The organism is Mangrovibrevibacter kandeliae (genome assembly GCF_024519155.1).
Classification (GTDB): domain Bacteria; phylum Pseudomonadota; class Alphaproteobacteria; order Rhizobiales; family Rhizobiaceae; genus Mangrovibrevibacter; species Mangrovibrevibacter kandeliae.
The window spans coordinates 1-15,159 of record NZ_JANIFJ010000004.1 but is presented as its reverse complement, the minus strand read 5'-3'; the positions used below and the strand labels follow the sequence as shown (position 1 = coordinate 15,159).

Below are 15,159 nucleotides of genomic sequence, written 5' to 3'. Positions count from 1 at the left end.
CGCTTCGACCGCGACGTCTGGACGGGCCTCATTCATTCCCACTCGATCGTCCCCGGCGGCTTCGACGTCACGTCGTAGACGACCCGGTTGATGCCGCGCACCTCGTTGATGATCCGCGTCGCGGCGGCGCCGAGAAACTCCATGTCGAAGGGATAGAAGTCGGCCGTCATGCCGTCGACCGAGGTCACGGCGCGCAGCGCGCAGGCATAGTCGTAGGTGCGCCCGTCGCCCATCACGCCGACCGTCTGCACCGGAAGGAGCACGGCGAAGGCCTGCCAGATGGCGTCGTAGAGCCCGGCCTTGCGGATCTCGTCGAGATAGACCGCGTCGGCCTGGCGCAGGATCTCGAGCTTGTCGCGGGTGATCGCGCCGGGTACGCGGATGGCAAGGCCCGGACCCGGGAAGGGGTGGCGGCCGACGAAGCTCTCGGGCAGGCCGAGCTCGCGGCCGAGCACCCGCACCTCGTCCTTGAAGAGCTCGCGCAGCGGCTCGACGAGCTGCATGTTCATCCGCTCGGGCAGGCCGCCGACATTGTGGTGCGACTTGATGGTGACGGAGGGACCGCCGGTGAAGGAGACGCTCTCGATCACGTCCGGGTAGAGCGTACCCTGCGCGAGGAAGTCCGCGCCGCCGAGCTTCTTCGCCTCGGCCTCGAAGGTCTCGATGAACAGGCGGCCGATGGTCTTTCGCTTGACCTCGGGATCGCTGACGCCAGCCAGCGCCTCGAGGAAGGTGTCCTCCGCCTGCACGTGGACGAGCGGGATGTTGTAATGCTCGCGGAACAGCGAGACGACCTCCTCCGCCTCGTTCAACCGGAGAAGGCCGTGATCGACGAAGATGCAGGTCAGCTGCTCGCCGATCGCCTCATGGATGAGAACGGCTGCGACGGCCGAGTCGACGCCGCCGGAGAGACCGCAGATCACCCGGCCGGAGCCGACCTTCTTCCGGATGTCCTCGATCGCCTGCTCGCGGAAGGCGGCCATCGTCCAGTCGCCCGGCAGCTTGGCGATGCGATGCACGAAGTTCGACAGGAGCCGCCCGCCATCCGGCGTGTGCGCGACCTCCGGGTGGAACTGTACGCCGTAGAAACGGCGGCGCTCGTCGGCGATCGCGGCGAAGGGCGCGCCGGGCGACACGGCGACGATGTCGAACCCGTCGGGCAAGGCCGTCACGCGGTCGCCGTGGCTCATCCAGACCTGATGCCGCGTGCCTTCGGCCCAGATGCCGTCGAACAGTGGCGAGGGCTTCTTCACCTCGACGAAAGCGCGGCCGAACTCGCGGTGGAGGCCGCCCTCGATCCGCCCGCCGAGCTGCGCGCACATCGTCTGCTGACCATAGCAGATGCCGAGCACCGGGAGCCCGGCCTCGAAGATCGCCGCCGGCGCCCGGGGCGAGTCCGCGTCGATGGAGGACGCGGGCGAACCGGACAGGATGATCGCCTTCGGCTTCAGCCGGGTCAGCGCCTCGTCGGCGGACTGGAAGGGCACGATCTCGGAATAGACGCCGGCCTCGCGCACGCGGCGCGCGATCAGCTGCGTCACCTGGGAGCCGAAGTCGACGATGAGGACGGAGTCGGGATGGGTCGTCATGGCGAGCGTTTAAGCTGCTCCTGCAAGCCTTGCAAGCAGCCGCCACGGCCGAGTGCGCCGCCGCGAAAAACCGGTGCGCGCCGGCAATACTGGGCGGGAACATAGCCATCACAACTTCGTTGAGTCGCCACTTCGGCATGACGCCGACTTGGAGAACAACGATGGCAAGCGTGAAGACTCTGGACGACCTCTTCCTGCACACGCTGCAGGACATCTACTATGCCGAGAAACAGATCGTGAAGGCGCTGCCGAAGATGGCCAAGAAGGCCGCTTCGAGCGAGCTGAAGGGCGCGTTCGAGAAGCATCTCGAGGAGACCAAGGGCCAGGTCGAGCGTCTCGACCAGGTCTTCGAGGCCCTCGGCAAGAAGTCGAAGGCCGTGAAGTGCCAGGCGATCGAGGGCATCATCGAAGAGGCCCAGGAGCTGATGGAGGAGGTCGAGGACGAACAGACCCTCGACGCGGCGATGCTCGCGGCGGCCCAGGCGGTGGAGCACTACGAGATCTCGCGCTACGGCACGCTGATCTCGTGGGCCAAGACCCTCGGCCACGGGGAGGTGGTGTCGCTGCTCGAGGAGACGCTCGAGCAGGAGAAGGCGACGGATTCGGCGCTCAGCAAGCTCGGCGAGAGCGCGGTCAACAAGAAGGCCGCCTAAGATAGGATGGAGGGGTCGGCCGCTGGCCGGCCCTCTCACTCCGACTGGAATTGCTGCGCAGCAATTCCGCGACGTACGGGTGGAACGGCCCGCTCAGCGGCTGTCCGGCCCCGGATTTTTCCACGAGCGCGGCGGCTCCCCGGTGTCCGGCGGCGGCAACACCGGCGGAGGCAGGATGCGATAGCCCTCGTGGGCGTAGTTCACGCAGTCGTCGACGACGGGCGTACACATCGTGTCCCGGCCCGTGCTCGAGTCGTTGTTGCCGGCATAGGCCACGCGCTGCAGCTTGCCGTCGACGAAGCGCATCTGCACCTTGCAGCTACCCCCGGGCGAGTAGTTGATCGAGGCATTGGCGAGACCGAAGAACAGCGGGGTGGTCGAGATCGACGCGCCGCCGGGATTCTCGCTGGACTCGTAGCTCCAGATCTCGTTGTCGCCGTCGACCTGCTTGCGGTTCGGGAAGCCAGCGCACATCAGCACGTCGTCGCGTGAGAATCCGAGGAGCAGCGTCCGCGCCTGCTCCACCGAGCTGTAGGTGTTGACGGTGCTGCAGCCGGCCAGGCCGAGCAAGGCCGAGCCGAAAAGCAGCGCGAGCGCCGTCATGCCCTGCACCGGGCGGCGGCGGATCGATTCAGGTGGCGCGGGCCGCTCTCTTGCGAGATCCGACATTTGGCTGCGCTCCGATGTCCGTTTGCGATGCAAGATGAACGGCAGCAGACCACCAGACTCGATGCCGCGCGTTCCCAGCCGGAGCCTGCGCCACATCTCGCACAGCCGGTCCGGCGAGGGGGACGCTAACCGGCCTTTATGGATCGAAGCTGGATCGCTGCGCTGCAGCGAACGTCACAGAAGCTTCGCTTCGATCGCGACGGCCAGCCGGTCCACCGCATCCGCCAACCGCTCGTCCACCACGTGGAGGAGCGTCGTCCAGTCGTCGTAGTGGTGGAGGTCGGCGGCCCCGTCGGAGATGCCCCGCAGGGCGACCAGCGGAAGGGCGAAGCGCTGGCAGGCGCGTAGCACCGCGAAGGTCTCCATGTCCACCATGTCGGCATCGACGCGGTGGTAGCCGAGCCCGGTGACGATGTCGGAGCCGGTCGACAAGCGGGCCGTCGGCACGCTCGGGATCGGGGTCGGCAACGGCGTGTCGACCGGATGATCGAGAAAGGGCGTGACGCCCTTCACGAAACCGAGCGGGGAGGCGTCGATGTCGCGCCAGGATACGGACGAGGCCTGGTAGACGTGCCCCTGATCCAGCGTGCGCGACCCGGCCGATCCCAGCGACACCACGAGCTCCGGCTTGTCGCCGGCCATCGTCAGCGTCTGCAGCGCGACGCCGGTCGCGAGCGCCGCCTCGATCGGCCCGACCCCGGTCATCAGCGGCCGGATCCGCGCCTTCAGATGCGCCCCATACTCGGCGCTCGCCGCCATGACGAACAGCACCCGCCGTCCGCCCAGCATCTCGGTTGCCGCATCGATGGTGCCCGGATCCAACTCGCTCATCGCCGCGGCCTCTCATGCCGCACCCATGCGGCGGTGCGAAGAGAGCATGAAACCCGCAGCCGGAAAAGCGGACGGGCGCCGCCTCAGTTCAGGATGTACAGCGCCGCGTTGAGCGCCGAGGCATAGGCCACCCAGAGGGCGTAGGGCAGGAAGAGGAGCGCCGCGATGCGATCTGCAGAAAATGCGGTGCGCACGAAGCCGAGGATCGTGACGAGGAGCAGGAGCAGGATGGCGAGACCGGCGCCCATGCGGTGCAGACCGAAGAAGACCGGCGTCCAGAGGAAGTTGAGCGCGAGCTGCAGCGCCCAGAGCCGCGTGGCCGTGCCGGCAGCCACCCGCCAGACGCGCCATCCGGCGATGGCAACGAGCACGTAGAGGATCGTCCAGGCGGGCGCGAAGAGCCAGTTCGGCGGCGTGAAGAACGGTTTGGCCAGACCCGCATACCAGCTGCCGGGCTGGATCGAGTAGCCGATGGCAAGTCCGCCGCCGACGGTGAGGAGAAGGAAGCCGGCGAGCGTCGGCCATGCTGCGGATCGGGAGGGCCTGGACATGTCGGTCAATTCACCGGCGCTGGAGGATGGCGACGAAGAAGCCGTCGGTGCCGGTGCGCCGGGGCGTCATCGTCAACACGCTCCCCCCGGCGATGGGCTGGACGAGGGCATCGGCCCCGGCGTCAGAGCCGACCCGCTCGCCCCATGCCGCGGCGGCATCGAGCACCGAGATCTCGGGGTTGCGCGCAAGCAGCGCCTCGACGCGTGCTGCGTTTTCGCTGCGCAGCATGGAGCAGGTGACATAGACCAGACGGCCGCCCGGTCTGACGAAGCTCGTCGCCTGGTCCAGCACGCGATCCTGCTCGTCGGTGCGTCGCGAGAGCGCGGCGTCGGAGAGCCGCCATTTCGCATCCGGACGGCGCCGCCATGTCCCCGTCCCGGTGCAAGGCGCGTCGACGAGGACGAGGTCCATCCTGCCCTGCAGGTCGGCGAGATCGGCCCGGGGCGGATGGACCTGGACGTTGCGCGCACCGGCACGGTTCAGGCGCTCGTAGATCGGCGCGAGGCGCTGCTTGTCGCTGTCATAGGCGTGGACCTGGCCGTGGTTGTCCATCTGGGCGGCGAGCGCGAGGGTCTTGCCGCCGGCGCCGGCGCACAGGTCCAGGACCTGTTCGCCGCTGGCGGCGCCCGAAAGGAGGGCGGCCAGTTGCGACCCCTCGTCCTGGATCTCGAACCAGCCCTTCTGGAAGGCAGCCTCGACCTGCACGTTCGGATGCCGTCCGTCGCCGGCGATCGGCGCGATGCGTACGCCATCCGGCGCCAGCCGGGACGGCAGAGCACCCTCCCCGTCGAGCGCCTTCAGCACCTTGTCGCGATCCGCCTTCAGCCGGTTGGCCCGCAGATCGAGCGGCGGGCGCTCGGCCAGTGCCTGCGCCTCGGCGATCCATGCCTCGCCGAACTGCGCCTCGAGTTCCCTGGAAAGCCAATCGGGTATGTCGGCCTGGACCGCCGGAGGCGCGCCGGCAAGCGCGCGCGCGGCGAAGGTTTCGGCCATGTCGGGCGCAAGGGGTTCGGGCGCGAAGCGGTCGCCAGCAAGCACCGCCTCGAGTGAGGCGCCGGTCTGGCCGTAGCCGTCGAGAAGTGCGGCGTAGACCAGCGCGGGCGGGGTGTCGTCGCCGATGCGCCAGCCGAGCGAGCGCTTCCGGCGCAGGACGTCGTAGACGAGGTTGCCGATCGCGGCGCGGTCGCCCGAGCCGGCGAAGCGGTGCGACAGGCCCCAGTCCTTGAGCGCGTCGGCGACCGGACGGTGCCGGGTGTCGATGTCGGTCAGAACGTCGATCGCAGCGGAGATGCGGCCGCCGAGGCGCATGGGCGTGTCCTTGAATCTGTCGCCGCGCAGGGCGCGCGGTCGGGCGAGGCTCTCAGGAGCCTGCCATTGGTGGACCCGGATGCCCGCCGGACGGGGTCGAGGTCAAGCCTCGTAGGCATCGAGAAGCCGGACGCCGGTCGGTTCGAAGTGCCGGACGTTGCGGGTGACGACCGTCAGGTCGTGTGTCAGGGCCGTCGCGGCGATCAGGAGATCGAGATCCTGGCGGCCGAGTTCCGCGTAGAGGTCTCCCCAACAGATCGCAGCGGGGAGGTCGAACGGGATCGTTCGCGCGCCGAACTCGGCTTGCATTGAAGCCGCCCAACTTGCGAGTCGAGCGGCGAAGGCAGGGTCCTTCTTCCGAGCCCGCACGACGCCATCCGCAATCTCTCCGAACGAGATGACGCTGATGAAGAGCCGATCGCGCCTCGTTCCGTCCAGCCAACGGCGGACATGCTCGTTCGGCTGGCGCTTGAAACTCTCCGACACCACCATCGTGTCGAGGAGATACATCAGTCGCCCTCTCGAAATGGACTACCGCGCATAACGATCTTCGGGCGCTCTTCCGGTTCGAAGAGATCCTCTAGTCCATCCGGCAACTTAGGAGCACTAAACAGAAACTCGACGAAATCCCGCTTTGGCTCTCGTCCTGCATCCAGCGCCATAAGCCGGCGATACTCCTCGGCGGAAAGCACGACCACGGCCTCCACGCCCTGCCGGGTGACGTGCTGCGGCGCCCCGCCCTGCGCAGCCTCGACCACCGCCGGGAACTCGTTCGTTGCGTCCTGCAAGGTCCACTGATTGCCCATCAGACAAACTCCGCGTGCGAGAGAAAGACTAGGCCGGACGGCGTGCGGCTTCAACGATGCCGACGCGCTTGGTGCTATCGGATATCGGGGAAGGCGACCCGGTCACGCTCGCGACGCGGCGGCCGAGCGCACAGGTGCGACGGTCGGCTGAAAACGACGCCGTGGCCGTCTCCCCGTCGGGGAGTAGGTGCCGGCAGGCGGATGAGAAGGACCTTTTGCAGGCCCTCACCCGGCTGCTCGCTTATGCTCCCATCCGCCCTATCCCGCGTTGCGGGAGGGGAATAACGCCGTAGGGCGCGGGAGACATTGGCAGGACCCTGCGCCGCGCGCCGTCAGCTGTCGGGAGGCTCGATCCTCCCGAGCGGACGTCCTTGCGAATGCAAAGAGGCCGGGATCGCCCCCGGCCTCTCCTATTCTGTCGCACCGGCCACCCTTCGGCCGGCCGAGGCTTACTCTGCAGCAGCGCTGTGGCTGGTCGAAAGGCTCGCCTCGGCGTCGTCGCGGGTCTGCTCGGCGATCGCCTTGCGCACGCCCGCACCGTAGTCGGCATGCACCTTGTCGAAATGCGCCAGCTGCCGGTCGACGATGAACTGCGGCACGCCCTGCATCGCGCCGGCGATGTTGTGGAACAGCCGCTGCTTCTGGCCATCGTCGAAGAGCTCGAACAGCGCCCGCGGCTGCGAGTAGTGGTCCGCCTCGCCGCGATAGTCGTAGCGGGCGACCTGACCGGCATAGCGGTGCGGCGGCTCCTCCACCGAGGGATCCTCGACCGGGCCGTCGAACGAGTTCGGCTCGTAATAGGCGTCGGGGTTGGTCCTGAGGCCGAAGGGCATCGTGCCGTCGCGGTGATAGTGATTCACCGGGCTCTTCGGCTTGTTCACCGCGAGCGACTCGTAGTGCGTGCCGATCCGGTAGCGGTGTGCGTCCGGATAGGAGAACAGGCGGCCCTGCAGCATCTTGTCCGGCGAGAAGCCGATGCCCGGAACGACGTTGGACGGATTGAAGGCCGACTGCTCGATGTCGGAGAAGTAGTTCTCCGGATTGCGGTTCAGCTCCATCACGCCGACCTTGATCAGCGGGTACATCCCGTGCGGCCAGACCTTGGTGAGGTCGAAGGCCGACCAGCCGGTCTTCTTCTCGAATTCTTCCTCTTCACCCTCCGGCATCGCCTGGATGAAGAAGTCCCACTGCGGGAAGCTGCCGGCCTCGATCATGCCGTAGAGCGCTTCCTGATAGCTCTCGCGCGACTTGGCGATGACCTGTTCGGCCTCGGCATTGGTGTAGATCTTGTGGCCCTGCCGGGTCTTGAAGTGGAACTTCACCCAGAAGCGCTCGCCCTTGTCGTTCCAGAGCGAGAAGGTGTGCGAGCCGTAGCCGTTCATGCGCGAGGGGTCGACCGGGATACCGCGATCCGACATCAGGATCGTCACCTGGTGCAGCGACTCCGGGCAGAGCGACCAGAAGTCCCACATCGCGGTCGCCGAGCGCAGGTTGGTGCGCGGGTGGCGCTTCTGCGTGTGGATGAAGTCGGGGAACTTGTAGGGGTCGGCGACGAAGAACACCGGCGTGTTGTTGCCGACGATGTCCCAGTTGCCCTCCTCGGTGTAGAACTTCAGCGCGAAGCCGCGCACGTCGCGCTCGGCATCGGCCGCGCCCTGCTCGCCGGCGACGGTCGAGAAGCGAGCGAGCATGTCGGTCTTGGCGCCCGGCTGCAGCACCTTGGCGCGGCTGTACTTCGACACGTCCTCGGTGACGGTCAGCGTGCCGAACGCACCCCAGCCCTTGGCGTGCACGACGCGCTCGGGGATGCGCTCGCGGTTCTGGTGGGCCAGCTTCTCGATCAGCTGGTAGTCCTCGAGCAGCACCGGGCCGTTGCGGCCGACCGTCTTGGAGTTCTGGTTGCTCGAAAGCGGCGCGCCGGCCGTCGTCGTCAGTCTGTCAGCCATCTGGGCCTGCCTTCCCTGTCTGGAACGGTTCCAGGCGCCTTGCACCACATCGACCCGATAGTTTCAAATCGTATTTTCGTGCCTCGCTGATCAGTTTATCCTATCACGATGATCACCATCCGGCAGATGCGCTACTTCGAAGTCCTCGCCGAGGCCCTGCATTTCGGCCGTGCCGCGCGCCGGCTCAACATCAGCCAGCCCGCGCTGTCGGCGCAGATCGCGCAGATGGAGGCCTTCTTCGGCACGACGCTGTTCGAGCGCCGCAGCAACGGCCTGATTGCGACCGCCGAGGGGGCCGCCCTCGGCGAGCGGATCCGCCGCATCTTGACCGAGGTGCGCGATCTCGAGGCGCTCGCCGCACGGCCGGCTCTCCTCCAGAGCCGCCTGAAGATCGGCGTCATCGCTTCGGTCGCGCCCTACCTCCTGCCCACCCTGCTCCCGGCTGCGGCCGAGCGCCATCCGCAGCTCGAGCTGGAGGTGCGCGAGAGCGTCACGGCGGCCCTCATCGATGGCCTGGAAGCCGGCGAACTCGATTGCGTGGTGCTCGCCCTGCCGGTGGAACAGGCGGGGCTCGACCACATCGAGCTTGCCGTCGACCGCTTCCATCTCGCCGTGCCGGAGGCCGCGCAGGCCCGCTTCGGCACGCCGGTGCCGCTGGCGCGTCTCAAGGACGAGAAGCTGATCCTGCTCGAGGAGGGGCATTGCCTGCGCGACCAGGCGCTGAAGGTGTGCGAGATCGCCGGAGCCGGACGGCTGGCGAGCTTCGGCGCGACCAGCCTGACGACGATCCTGCGCATGGTGGCGGGTGGTCTTGGGATCACGCTGATCCCTGAACTCGCGGTCGAGTCCGAGCGGATGGCTGGCGGCATCGCCTTCCTGCCGCTCGCCGAGCCGGCGCCGTCGCGCACCCTGGCGCTCAGCTTCCGCCGCTCGGCCGCGCGCCGTGCCGACTTCGAGGCGCTGGCGGATCTTTTGCGTGACAGTCTCGCCCCCGTTCGTGCGGACACCGACTGATCCGGCGACGCCGCGGCAGCGCCACGGGCCGTCGCGGCCGGAGGCCGTCGCGTCGGCCCGTCCCGGAGAACGGCATTCGTGCGCAAGGCGCGACGGCCGGGCTCAGGCGGCCGGCGCCAGCAGGTGCAGCGCCAGGAGGCACCAGAGCAGGCCGACGCAGACATAGCCGACGATGAAGGCTGCGCCGCGAGCCGGCACGTGATTGACCGTGAGGTGGATGGCGGCGTGGACGAGACGCGTCAGGGCGAAGACCCAGGCGAGCGCCACTGCCAGCCAGGACGCGCCGTTGGTGGCGTGCAGCGCCAGGCAGGCCGCGTAGAAGAGCACCGGCAGCTCGTACTGGTTGGCGAGATTGCGGCTGGCGAGACGGCACCCGGCCGGCTCCGCGCCGCCGTTGGCCATCACCTCGAAGTCGCCGCCGGCCCGCGCGGCGCCGCGGCGGCGCACGAACAGCACCGCGTAGACCGCAAGCGTCAGGAACGCCTGCAGGATCATCGGCCAGAAGATCGCCGGATTGCCGGGCATCGCCGTCTCCCCTTATGGGCGTCGCGTCAGCCGCCGGCGCCCGGATAGTTCGGACTTTCGCGCGTGATGGTCACGTCGTGGGCGTGGCTCTCGCGCAGGCCCGCATTGGTGATGCGCACGAAGGTCGCGCGCTCGCGGAAGCTCTGCAGGTCCCCGGCGCCGACATAGCCCATGGCCGCCCGCAGGCCGCCCGTCAGCTGGTGCAGCACGGCTGAGGTCGCACCCTTGTACGGCACCTGGCCCTCGATACCCTCCGGCACCAGCTTCAGGGTGTCGCGCACCTCGGCCTGGAAGTAGCGGTCGGCCGAGCCGCGCGCCATCGCGCCGACCGAGCCCATGCCGCGATAGGCTTTGAAGGAGCGGCCCTGGTGCAGGTAGACCTCACCCGGGCTCTCCTCGGTGCCGGCCAGCAGCGAGCCGATCATCGCGGCCGAAGCACCGGCGGCGAGCGCCTTGGCGAGATCGCCCGAGAACTTGATGCCGCCATCGGCGATCACCGGCACGTCCTGCCGGTCCGCCGCCTCCGCCGCGCCCATGATCGCCGAGAGCTGCGGCACGCCGACGCCGGCGACGATGCGCGTGGTGCAGATCGAGCCGGGGCCGATGCCGACCTTCACCGCGTCGGCACCGGCGTCGATCAGCGCCTGCGTGCCCTCCGGCGTCGCGACGTTGCCGGCGATCACCTGCACGTGGTTCGACATGCGCTTGACGGTGCCGACCGCCTCGAGCACCCGCTGCGAGTGGCCATGGGCGGTGTCGACGATGATGAGGTCGATGCCGGCGTCGATCAGCCGCTCGGCCCGCTCGATCCCGTCGTCGCCGACGCTGATCGCCGCGCCGGCCAGCAGGCGGCCCTGCGCGTCCTTGGAGGCGTTCGGGTTGAGCTGGCTCTTCTCGATGTCCTTGACGGTGATGAGGCCGATGCACTGGCCCTCGTGGTCGACCACCAGCAGCTTCTCGATGCGGTGGGTGTGCAGCAGGCGCTTGGCCTCCTCCTGGTCGACCGTCTCGCGCACGGTGATCAGGCGGTCGCGCGTCATCAGCTCGTGGATCGGCTGCGAGTCGTCGGAGGCGAAGCGCACGTCGCGATTGGTCAGGATGCCGACCAGCCGACCCTTGGTCTGGCCGCCGATACCGCCGTTCTCGACCACCGGAATGCCCGAGATGTGGTGGCGCTGCATCAGGGCGCGGGCATCGCCGAGCGTCGCGTCCGGGCCGATGGTCACCGGATTGACCACCATGCCGCTCTCGAACTTCTTCACCTGCCGCACCTCTTCGGCCTGCTCGGCCGGCTTGAGGTTGCGGTGGATGATCCCGATGCCGCCGGCCTGCGCCATCGCGATGGCGAGGCGCGACTCGGTGACGGTGTCCATCGCCGCCGAGAGGATCGGGATGTTGAGCTTCAGCGTGCGGGTGATGCGCGTGCGGATGTCGACCTGGCCCGGCATCACCTCGGAGTGCCCGGGCTGCAGGAGGACGTCGTCGAAGGTGAGCGCCATCGCGCCCGTCGCTGTCTCGATGATGCGGGCCATGCCAGTCCTGCGGATGAGGCTGCGACGGTTTCGGCGAACCATCGGCCGATGAAAGGATGGCACGGGCTGCTAGCACGGGCGGGGCCGGTTGGGAAGCAGGCACGGCGGTGCCGGCCCCGGCGCCTTGACGCCCGCAACCTCGGAAGACTAAGGACATCCTATGATTGCATCGCCTCGGTTCGCAGGCGGCAGGCGCCGGGTCCTGCTTCGCCTCGCTCTCGCCGCCCTCCTCACCGCCTGCTGCCTCGGCGAGAGTCTCGCAGCCTCCTGCAAGAGCTACCGGACCTGCCGCGAGGCCGTGGTCGCCTGGTGCGCCGGTCGTCATCCCGGAGCCGACGGAGACAGCGACGGCATCCCCTGCGAGAACGTCTGCCGCTCACGCGCCGAGGTTGCGGCGATCATGCGGGAGATCGGCTGCTCGCGCTGAGCGGTTGCGTCCTGTTCGCCGCGGCGATGCGGCCACGCATTCTGGCGCCCGAAGCCCTGGCGGCGTCGGCGCATCCAGGCGCCCTGATCCGCTCTGCGCCCGACCCTCCCGCCTGAGCGCGCACGACGAGGACCTTATCGAAGCAGTCGATGGTCGTGACTGTACGCATATCTGATAGTTCTGCCACCAGTAATCATCATGTACTTATCTTTTTCCTCTTACTGCTTAAAGATATAGTTCAGATCTCCTCGGTATAGCATGGCGAGGAGGCCCTCATGTCGAACACCAGCAATCCGTCCGCGCTCGAGTCGAAGATCTACGAATCTCTCGATCTTTTCGACAGCGCCGGCGCGCTGGCGGGCGCGGACGTCGAGACCTCGTCGATCGCCGAGGGATCGAGCGACGCGCCCGCTCTCGATGCAAGCGACGCAGCCCGGCTGGCAACAGTCACCACTGTCGCGGCAGATGCCGCATCTCAGGAAGCGCGTGGCGCCACCAGCACGTCGAACGTCGCAGACGGTGTTATGGGCGTGGAAGCACCGGGCGGGGAGTCGCTCCAGCGGGAGCGCGCCGCACCGCGACCAGAAATCGGTTCGGGAGCGCCGGAGGTGCCGCTCGCAGGGTCAGCACTCGACGCTTCCGCCTCCGTGATCGCGCGTTCCGGTGAGACGTTCTCCGCAACGGCGAACGCGCCGACGGGTCTCTTCGAAACCGTCGGCGCCGTGCAGGAGACGGCGACGGCAACCGGTCGTCCCGCCGACCCGCCGCAGGAGGAGCCCGGCAGCGCGTCGTTCGAGGAAGCGTCCATCGGTCCCGGGTCGAGCGATGACGAGCCCTCCGTCGCAGATCCGCTGCCGGACGGGGAGCCGGGCGCCGATCCGACCCCGGAGGCGCCTCCGGTGTTGGATTTGGCGACCGATGGCGTCGACGCGACCGCGAGTGTCGCCGAGGGACCCGATCCCGCGAGCGATCAGGCCGACGATCCTGTCGGTGATGGCGAGGTCGGTGAGGGGTCCGGACCGATCGACGCAAGCGAACCATCCGACACCGATCTTGTCCTCGATGCCGATCTCGGCCTGCCTGTCTTGGACGATCTCACGGCGGACGCCGAGGTCGGGCTCGACCCGGTCGAGGCGCTGGTCGGCGACATCGACCTCGATCTCGGCGTGGACCTGGATCTCTCAGGAGCGACCGGCGACGGCGTCAAAACAGTCGGCGATGCCACACAGACGACCGGCGACCTCAGCGCGGCTGCCGATGGCGTGCTCGACGACGTCGAAACGACATCGGACGTGGTCGTGGACCTCTCCGACCCGGTCGCGGACCTGGCGGACCCCGTCGCCGAGCTGGCAGATAGCCTGCTCGACACCGGCGACGGTGCGGGCGATCCGTCCGACACCGATCTCGTGCTGGACGCCAATCTCGGCCTGCCTGTCCTGGGCGATCTCACGGTCGATGCCGAGGTCGGGCTCGACCCGGTCGAGGCGCTGGTCGGCGACATCGACCTCGATCTCGGCGCGGACCTGGATCTCTCAGGAGCGACCGGCGACGGGGTCGAAACGGTCGGTGATGCCACGCAGACGACCGGCGACCTCAGCGCGACCGCCGATGGTCTGCTCGACAGCGTCGAAACGATATCGGGCGTGGTCGTGGACCTCTCCGACCCGGTCGCGGACCTGGCGGACTCCGTCGCCGAGCCGACAGATGGCCTGCTCGACCTCGGCGACGGTGCGGGCGATCCGTCCGATCCATCCGACACCGATCTCGTCCTCGATGGCGACCTCGGCCTGCCCGTCCTGGGCGATCTTGCGGTGGACGCCGAGGTCGGGCTCGACCCGGTCGAGGCGTTGGTCGGCGACATCGACCTCGATCTCGACGTGAACCTGGATCTCGCAGGAGCGACCGGCGACGGCGTCGAGGCGACTGCGGATGCGGTCGCGGACCTCTCCGATCCGGCGGCAGACCTGACAGATGGCCTGCTCGACACCGGCGACGGTGCGGGCGATCCGTCCGATCCATCCGACACCGATCTCGTCCTCGATGCCGATCTCGGCCTCCCCGTCGCGGGCGATCTTACGGCCGATGCCGAGGTCGGCCTCGACCCGGTCGAGGCGCTGGTCGGCGACATCGACCTCGATCTCGGCGCGGACCTGGATCTCGCAGGAGCGACCGGCGACGGCGTCGAAACGGTCGGCGTTGCCCCGCAGTCGACCGACGACCTCAGCGCGACCGCCGATGGCGTGCTCGACACCGGCGGCGATGGTGCGGGCGATCCGTCCGATCCGTCCGACACCGATCTTGTCCTCGATGCCGATCTCGGCCTGCCTGTCCTGGGCGATCTTACGGCCGATGCCGAGGTCGGGCTCGACCCGGTCGAGGCGCTGGTCGGCGACATCGACCTCGATCTCGGCGCGGACCTGGATCTCGCAGGAGCGACCGGCGACGGCGTCGAAACGGTCGGTGATGTTCCACAGGCGACCGGCGACCTCAGCGCGGCTGCCGATGGCGTGCTCGACGGCGTCGAGGCGACTGCCGATGCGGTCGCGGACCTCTCCGATCCGGCGGCAGACCTGACCAGTGGCCTGCTCGACCTCGGCGACGGTGCGGGCGATCCGTCCAATCCCTCCAACACCGATCTCGTGCTGGACGCCGATCTCGGCCTCCCCGTCCTGGGCGATCTCGCGGCGGACGCCGAGGTCGGGCTCGACCCGGTCGAGGCGCTGGTCGGCGACATCGACCTCGATCTCGGCGCGGACCTGGATCTCTCAGGAGCGACCGGCGACGGGGTCGAAACGGTCGGTGATGCCACGCAGACGACCGGCGACCTCAGCGCGACCGCCGATGGTCTGCTCGACAGCGTCGAAACGATATCGGGCGTGGTCGTGGACCTCTCCGACCCGGTCGCGGACCTGGCGGACTCCGTCGCCGAGCCGACAGATGGCCTGCTCGACCTCGGCGACGGTGCGGGCGATCCGTCCGATCCATCCGACACCGATCTCGTCCTCGATGGCGACCTCGGCCTGCCCGTCCTGGGCGATCTTGCGGTGGACGCCGAGGTCGGGCTCGACCCGGTCGAGGCGTTGGTCGGCGACATCGACCTCGATCTCGACGTGAACCTGGATCTCGCAGGAGCGACCGGCGACGGCGTCGAGGCGACTGCGGATGCGGTCGCGGACCTCTCCGATCCGGCGGCAGACCTGACAGATGGCCTGCTCGACACCGGCGACGGTGCGGGCGATCCGTCCGATCCATCCGACACCGATCTCGTCCTCGATGCCGATCTCGGCCTCCCCGTCGCGGGCGATCT

General features: G+C 68.5%; 14 protein-coding genes. 4 read left to right on the top strand and 10 right to left on the bottom strand.

The window, feature by feature from the left end:
- Positions 1-32 precede the first annotated feature (32 nt).
- Positions 33-1,589 (bottom strand): glutamine-hydrolyzing GMP synthase, encoded by a 1,557-nt coding sequence (gene guaA, locus NPA30_RS11855; RefSeq protein WP_256802908.1) that lies wholly within the window; start codon positions 1,587-1,589, stop codon positions 33-35.
- A gap of 161 nt (positions 1,590-1,750) precedes the next feature.
- Here guaA and NPA30_RS11850 point away from each other — a divergent pair, with 161 nt between their 5' ends.
- Positions 1,751-2,242: a YciE/YciF ferroxidase family protein gene (locus NPA30_RS11850; RefSeq protein WP_256802907.1), complete on the top strand. Its 492-nt coding sequence runs from the start codon at positions 1,751-1,753 to the stop codon at positions 2,240-2,242.
- A 93-nt stretch (positions 2,243-2,335) separates the two neighbouring features.
- Here the strand turns inward: NPA30_RS11850 and NPA30_RS11845 are convergent, their stop codons facing one another.
- From NPA30_RS11845 to NPA30_RS11815, 7 genes are all read right to left on the bottom strand, one after another.
- Entirely contained in the window at positions 2,336-3,007 is a 672-nt protein-coding gene (locus NPA30_RS11845; RefSeq protein WP_256802906.1) for a hypothetical protein, read from the bottom strand.
- A gap of 78 nt (positions 3,008-3,085) precedes the next feature.
- On the bottom strand, positions 3,086-3,742 hold the full coding sequence (locus NPA30_RS11840; RefSeq protein WP_256802905.1) for a 5'-methylthioadenosine/S-adenosylhomocysteine nucleosidase: 657 nt from the start codon (positions 3,740-3,742) through the stop codon (positions 3,086-3,088).
- Positions 3,743-3,825: 83 nt separating this feature from the next.
- Positions 3,826-4,293, bottom strand: a complete 468-nt coding sequence (locus NPA30_RS11835; RefSeq protein ID WP_256802903.1) for a TspO/MBR family protein — start codon at positions 4,291-4,293, stop codon at positions 3,826-3,828.
- A 10-nt stretch (positions 4,294-4,303) separates the two neighbouring features.
- Positions 4,304-5,602, bottom strand: a complete 1,299-nt coding sequence (locus NPA30_RS11830) for an RsmB/NOP family class I SAM-dependent RNA methyltransferase (protein ID WP_256802901.1) — start codon at positions 5,600-5,602, stop codon at positions 4,304-4,306.
- A 102-nt stretch (positions 5,603-5,704) separates the two neighbouring features.
- On the bottom strand, positions 5,705-6,112 hold the full coding sequence (locus tag NPA30_RS11825; protein ID WP_256802900.1) for a type II toxin-antitoxin system VapC family toxin: 408 nt from the start codon (positions 6,110-6,112) through the stop codon (positions 5,705-5,707).
- A complete protein-coding gene (locus NPA30_RS11820; protein ID WP_256802899.1) occupies positions 6,112-6,408 on the bottom strand; it encodes a type II toxin-antitoxin system Phd/YefM family antitoxin in 297 nt (98 codons plus the stop codon). Before NPA30_RS11820 ends, NPA30_RS11825 begins: the two co-directional genes overlap by 1 nt.
- Positions 6,409-6,857: 449 nt before the next feature.
- Positions 6,858-8,354 carry a catalase gene (locus NPA30_RS11815; protein WP_256802898.1) on the bottom strand — a complete coding sequence of 499 codons (1,497 nt, stop codon included), beginning with the start codon at positions 8,352-8,354 and terminating at the stop codon, positions 6,858-6,860.
- A gap of 108 nt (positions 8,355-8,462) precedes the next feature.
- Between NPA30_RS11815 and NPA30_RS11810 the strand changes: the two genes are divergently transcribed.
- Positions 8,463-9,368 carry a LysR substrate-binding domain-containing protein gene (locus NPA30_RS11810; RefSeq protein ID WP_256802897.1) on the top strand — a complete coding sequence of 302 codons (906 nt, stop codon included), beginning with the start codon at positions 8,463-8,465 and terminating at the stop codon, positions 9,366-9,368.
- 102 nt (positions 9,369-9,470) lie between these two features.
- Here the strand turns inward: NPA30_RS11810 and NPA30_RS11805 are convergent, their stop codons facing one another.
- Together NPA30_RS11805 and guaB are read right to left on the bottom strand one after the other, a co-directional pair.
- Positions 9,471-9,893 carry an MAPEG family protein gene (locus NPA30_RS11805; RefSeq protein WP_256802896.1) on the bottom strand — a complete coding sequence of 141 codons (423 nt, stop codon included), beginning with the start codon at positions 9,891-9,893 and terminating at the stop codon, positions 9,471-9,473.
- Positions 9,894-9,919: 26 nt separating this feature from the next.
- A complete protein-coding gene (gene guaB / locus NPA30_RS11800; protein WP_256802895.1) occupies positions 9,920-11,425 on the bottom strand; it encodes an IMP dehydrogenase in 1,506 nt (501 codons plus the stop codon).
- A 160-nt stretch (positions 11,426-11,585) separates the two neighbouring features.
- On the opposite strand from guaB, the gene NPA30_RS11795 reads away from it, so the two are divergent.
- Both NPA30_RS11795 and NPA30_RS11790 read left to right on the top strand, forming a co-directional pair.
- On the top strand, positions 11,586-11,852 hold the full coding sequence (locus NPA30_RS11795) for a hypothetical protein (protein ID WP_256802894.1): 267 nt from the start codon (positions 11,586-11,588) through the stop codon (positions 11,850-11,852).
- A gap of 275 nt (positions 11,853-12,127) precedes the next feature.
- A partial coding sequence (locus tag NPA30_RS11790; RefSeq protein WP_256802893.1) for a hypothetical protein occupies positions 12,128-15,159 on the top strand: 3,032 nt, incomplete at its 3' end.

Coding starts and splice junctions, on each gene's coding strand:
- NPA30_RS11825 (WP_256802900.1), bottom strand. CDS start 6,112: ATGTATCTCCTCGACACGATGGTGGTGTCGGAGAGTTTCAAGCGCCAG.
- NPA30_RS11840 (WP_256802905.1), bottom strand. CDS start 3,742: ATGAGCGAGTTGGATCCGGGCACCATCGATGCGGCAACCGAGATGCTG.
- NPA30_RS11835 (WP_256802903.1), bottom strand. CDS start 4,293: ATGTCCAGGCCCTCCCGATCCGCAGCATGGCCGACGCTCGCCGGCTTC.
- NPA30_RS11810 (WP_256802897.1), top strand. CDS start 8,463: ATGATCACCATCCGGCAGATGCGCTACTTCGAAGTCCTCGCCGAGGCC.
- NPA30_RS11830 (WP_256802901.1), bottom strand. CDS start 5,602: ATGCGCCTCGGCGGCCGCATCTCCGCTGCGATCGACGTTCTGACCGAC.
- guaB (WP_256802895.1), bottom strand. CDS start 11,425: ATGGCCCGCATCATCGAGACAGCGACGGGCGCGATGGCGCTCACCTTC.
- guaA (WP_256802908.1), bottom strand. CDS start 1,589: ATGACGACCCATCCCGACTCCGTCCTCATCGTCGACTTCGGCTCCCAG.
- NPA30_RS11815 (WP_256802898.1), bottom strand. CDS start 8,354: ATGGCTGACAGACTGACGACGACGGCCGGCGCGCCGCTTTCGAGCAAC.
- NPA30_RS11795 (WP_256802894.1), top strand. CDS start 11,586: ATGATTGCATCGCCTCGGTTCGCAGGCGGCAGGCGCCGGGTCCTGCTT.
- NPA30_RS11805 (WP_256802896.1), bottom strand. CDS start 9,893: ATGCCCGGCAATCCGGCGATCTTCTGGCCGATGATCCTGCAGGCGTTC.
- NPA30_RS11845 (WP_256802906.1), bottom strand. CDS start 3,007: ATGTGGCGCAGGCTCCGGCTGGGAACGCGCGGCATCGAGTCTGGTGGT.
- NPA30_RS11850 (WP_256802907.1), top strand. CDS start 1,751: ATGGCAAGCGTGAAGACTCTGGACGACCTCTTCCTGCACACGCTGCAG.
- NPA30_RS11820 (WP_256802899.1), bottom strand. CDS start 6,408: ATGGGCAATCAGTGGACCTTGCAGGACGCAACGAACGAGTTCCCGGCG.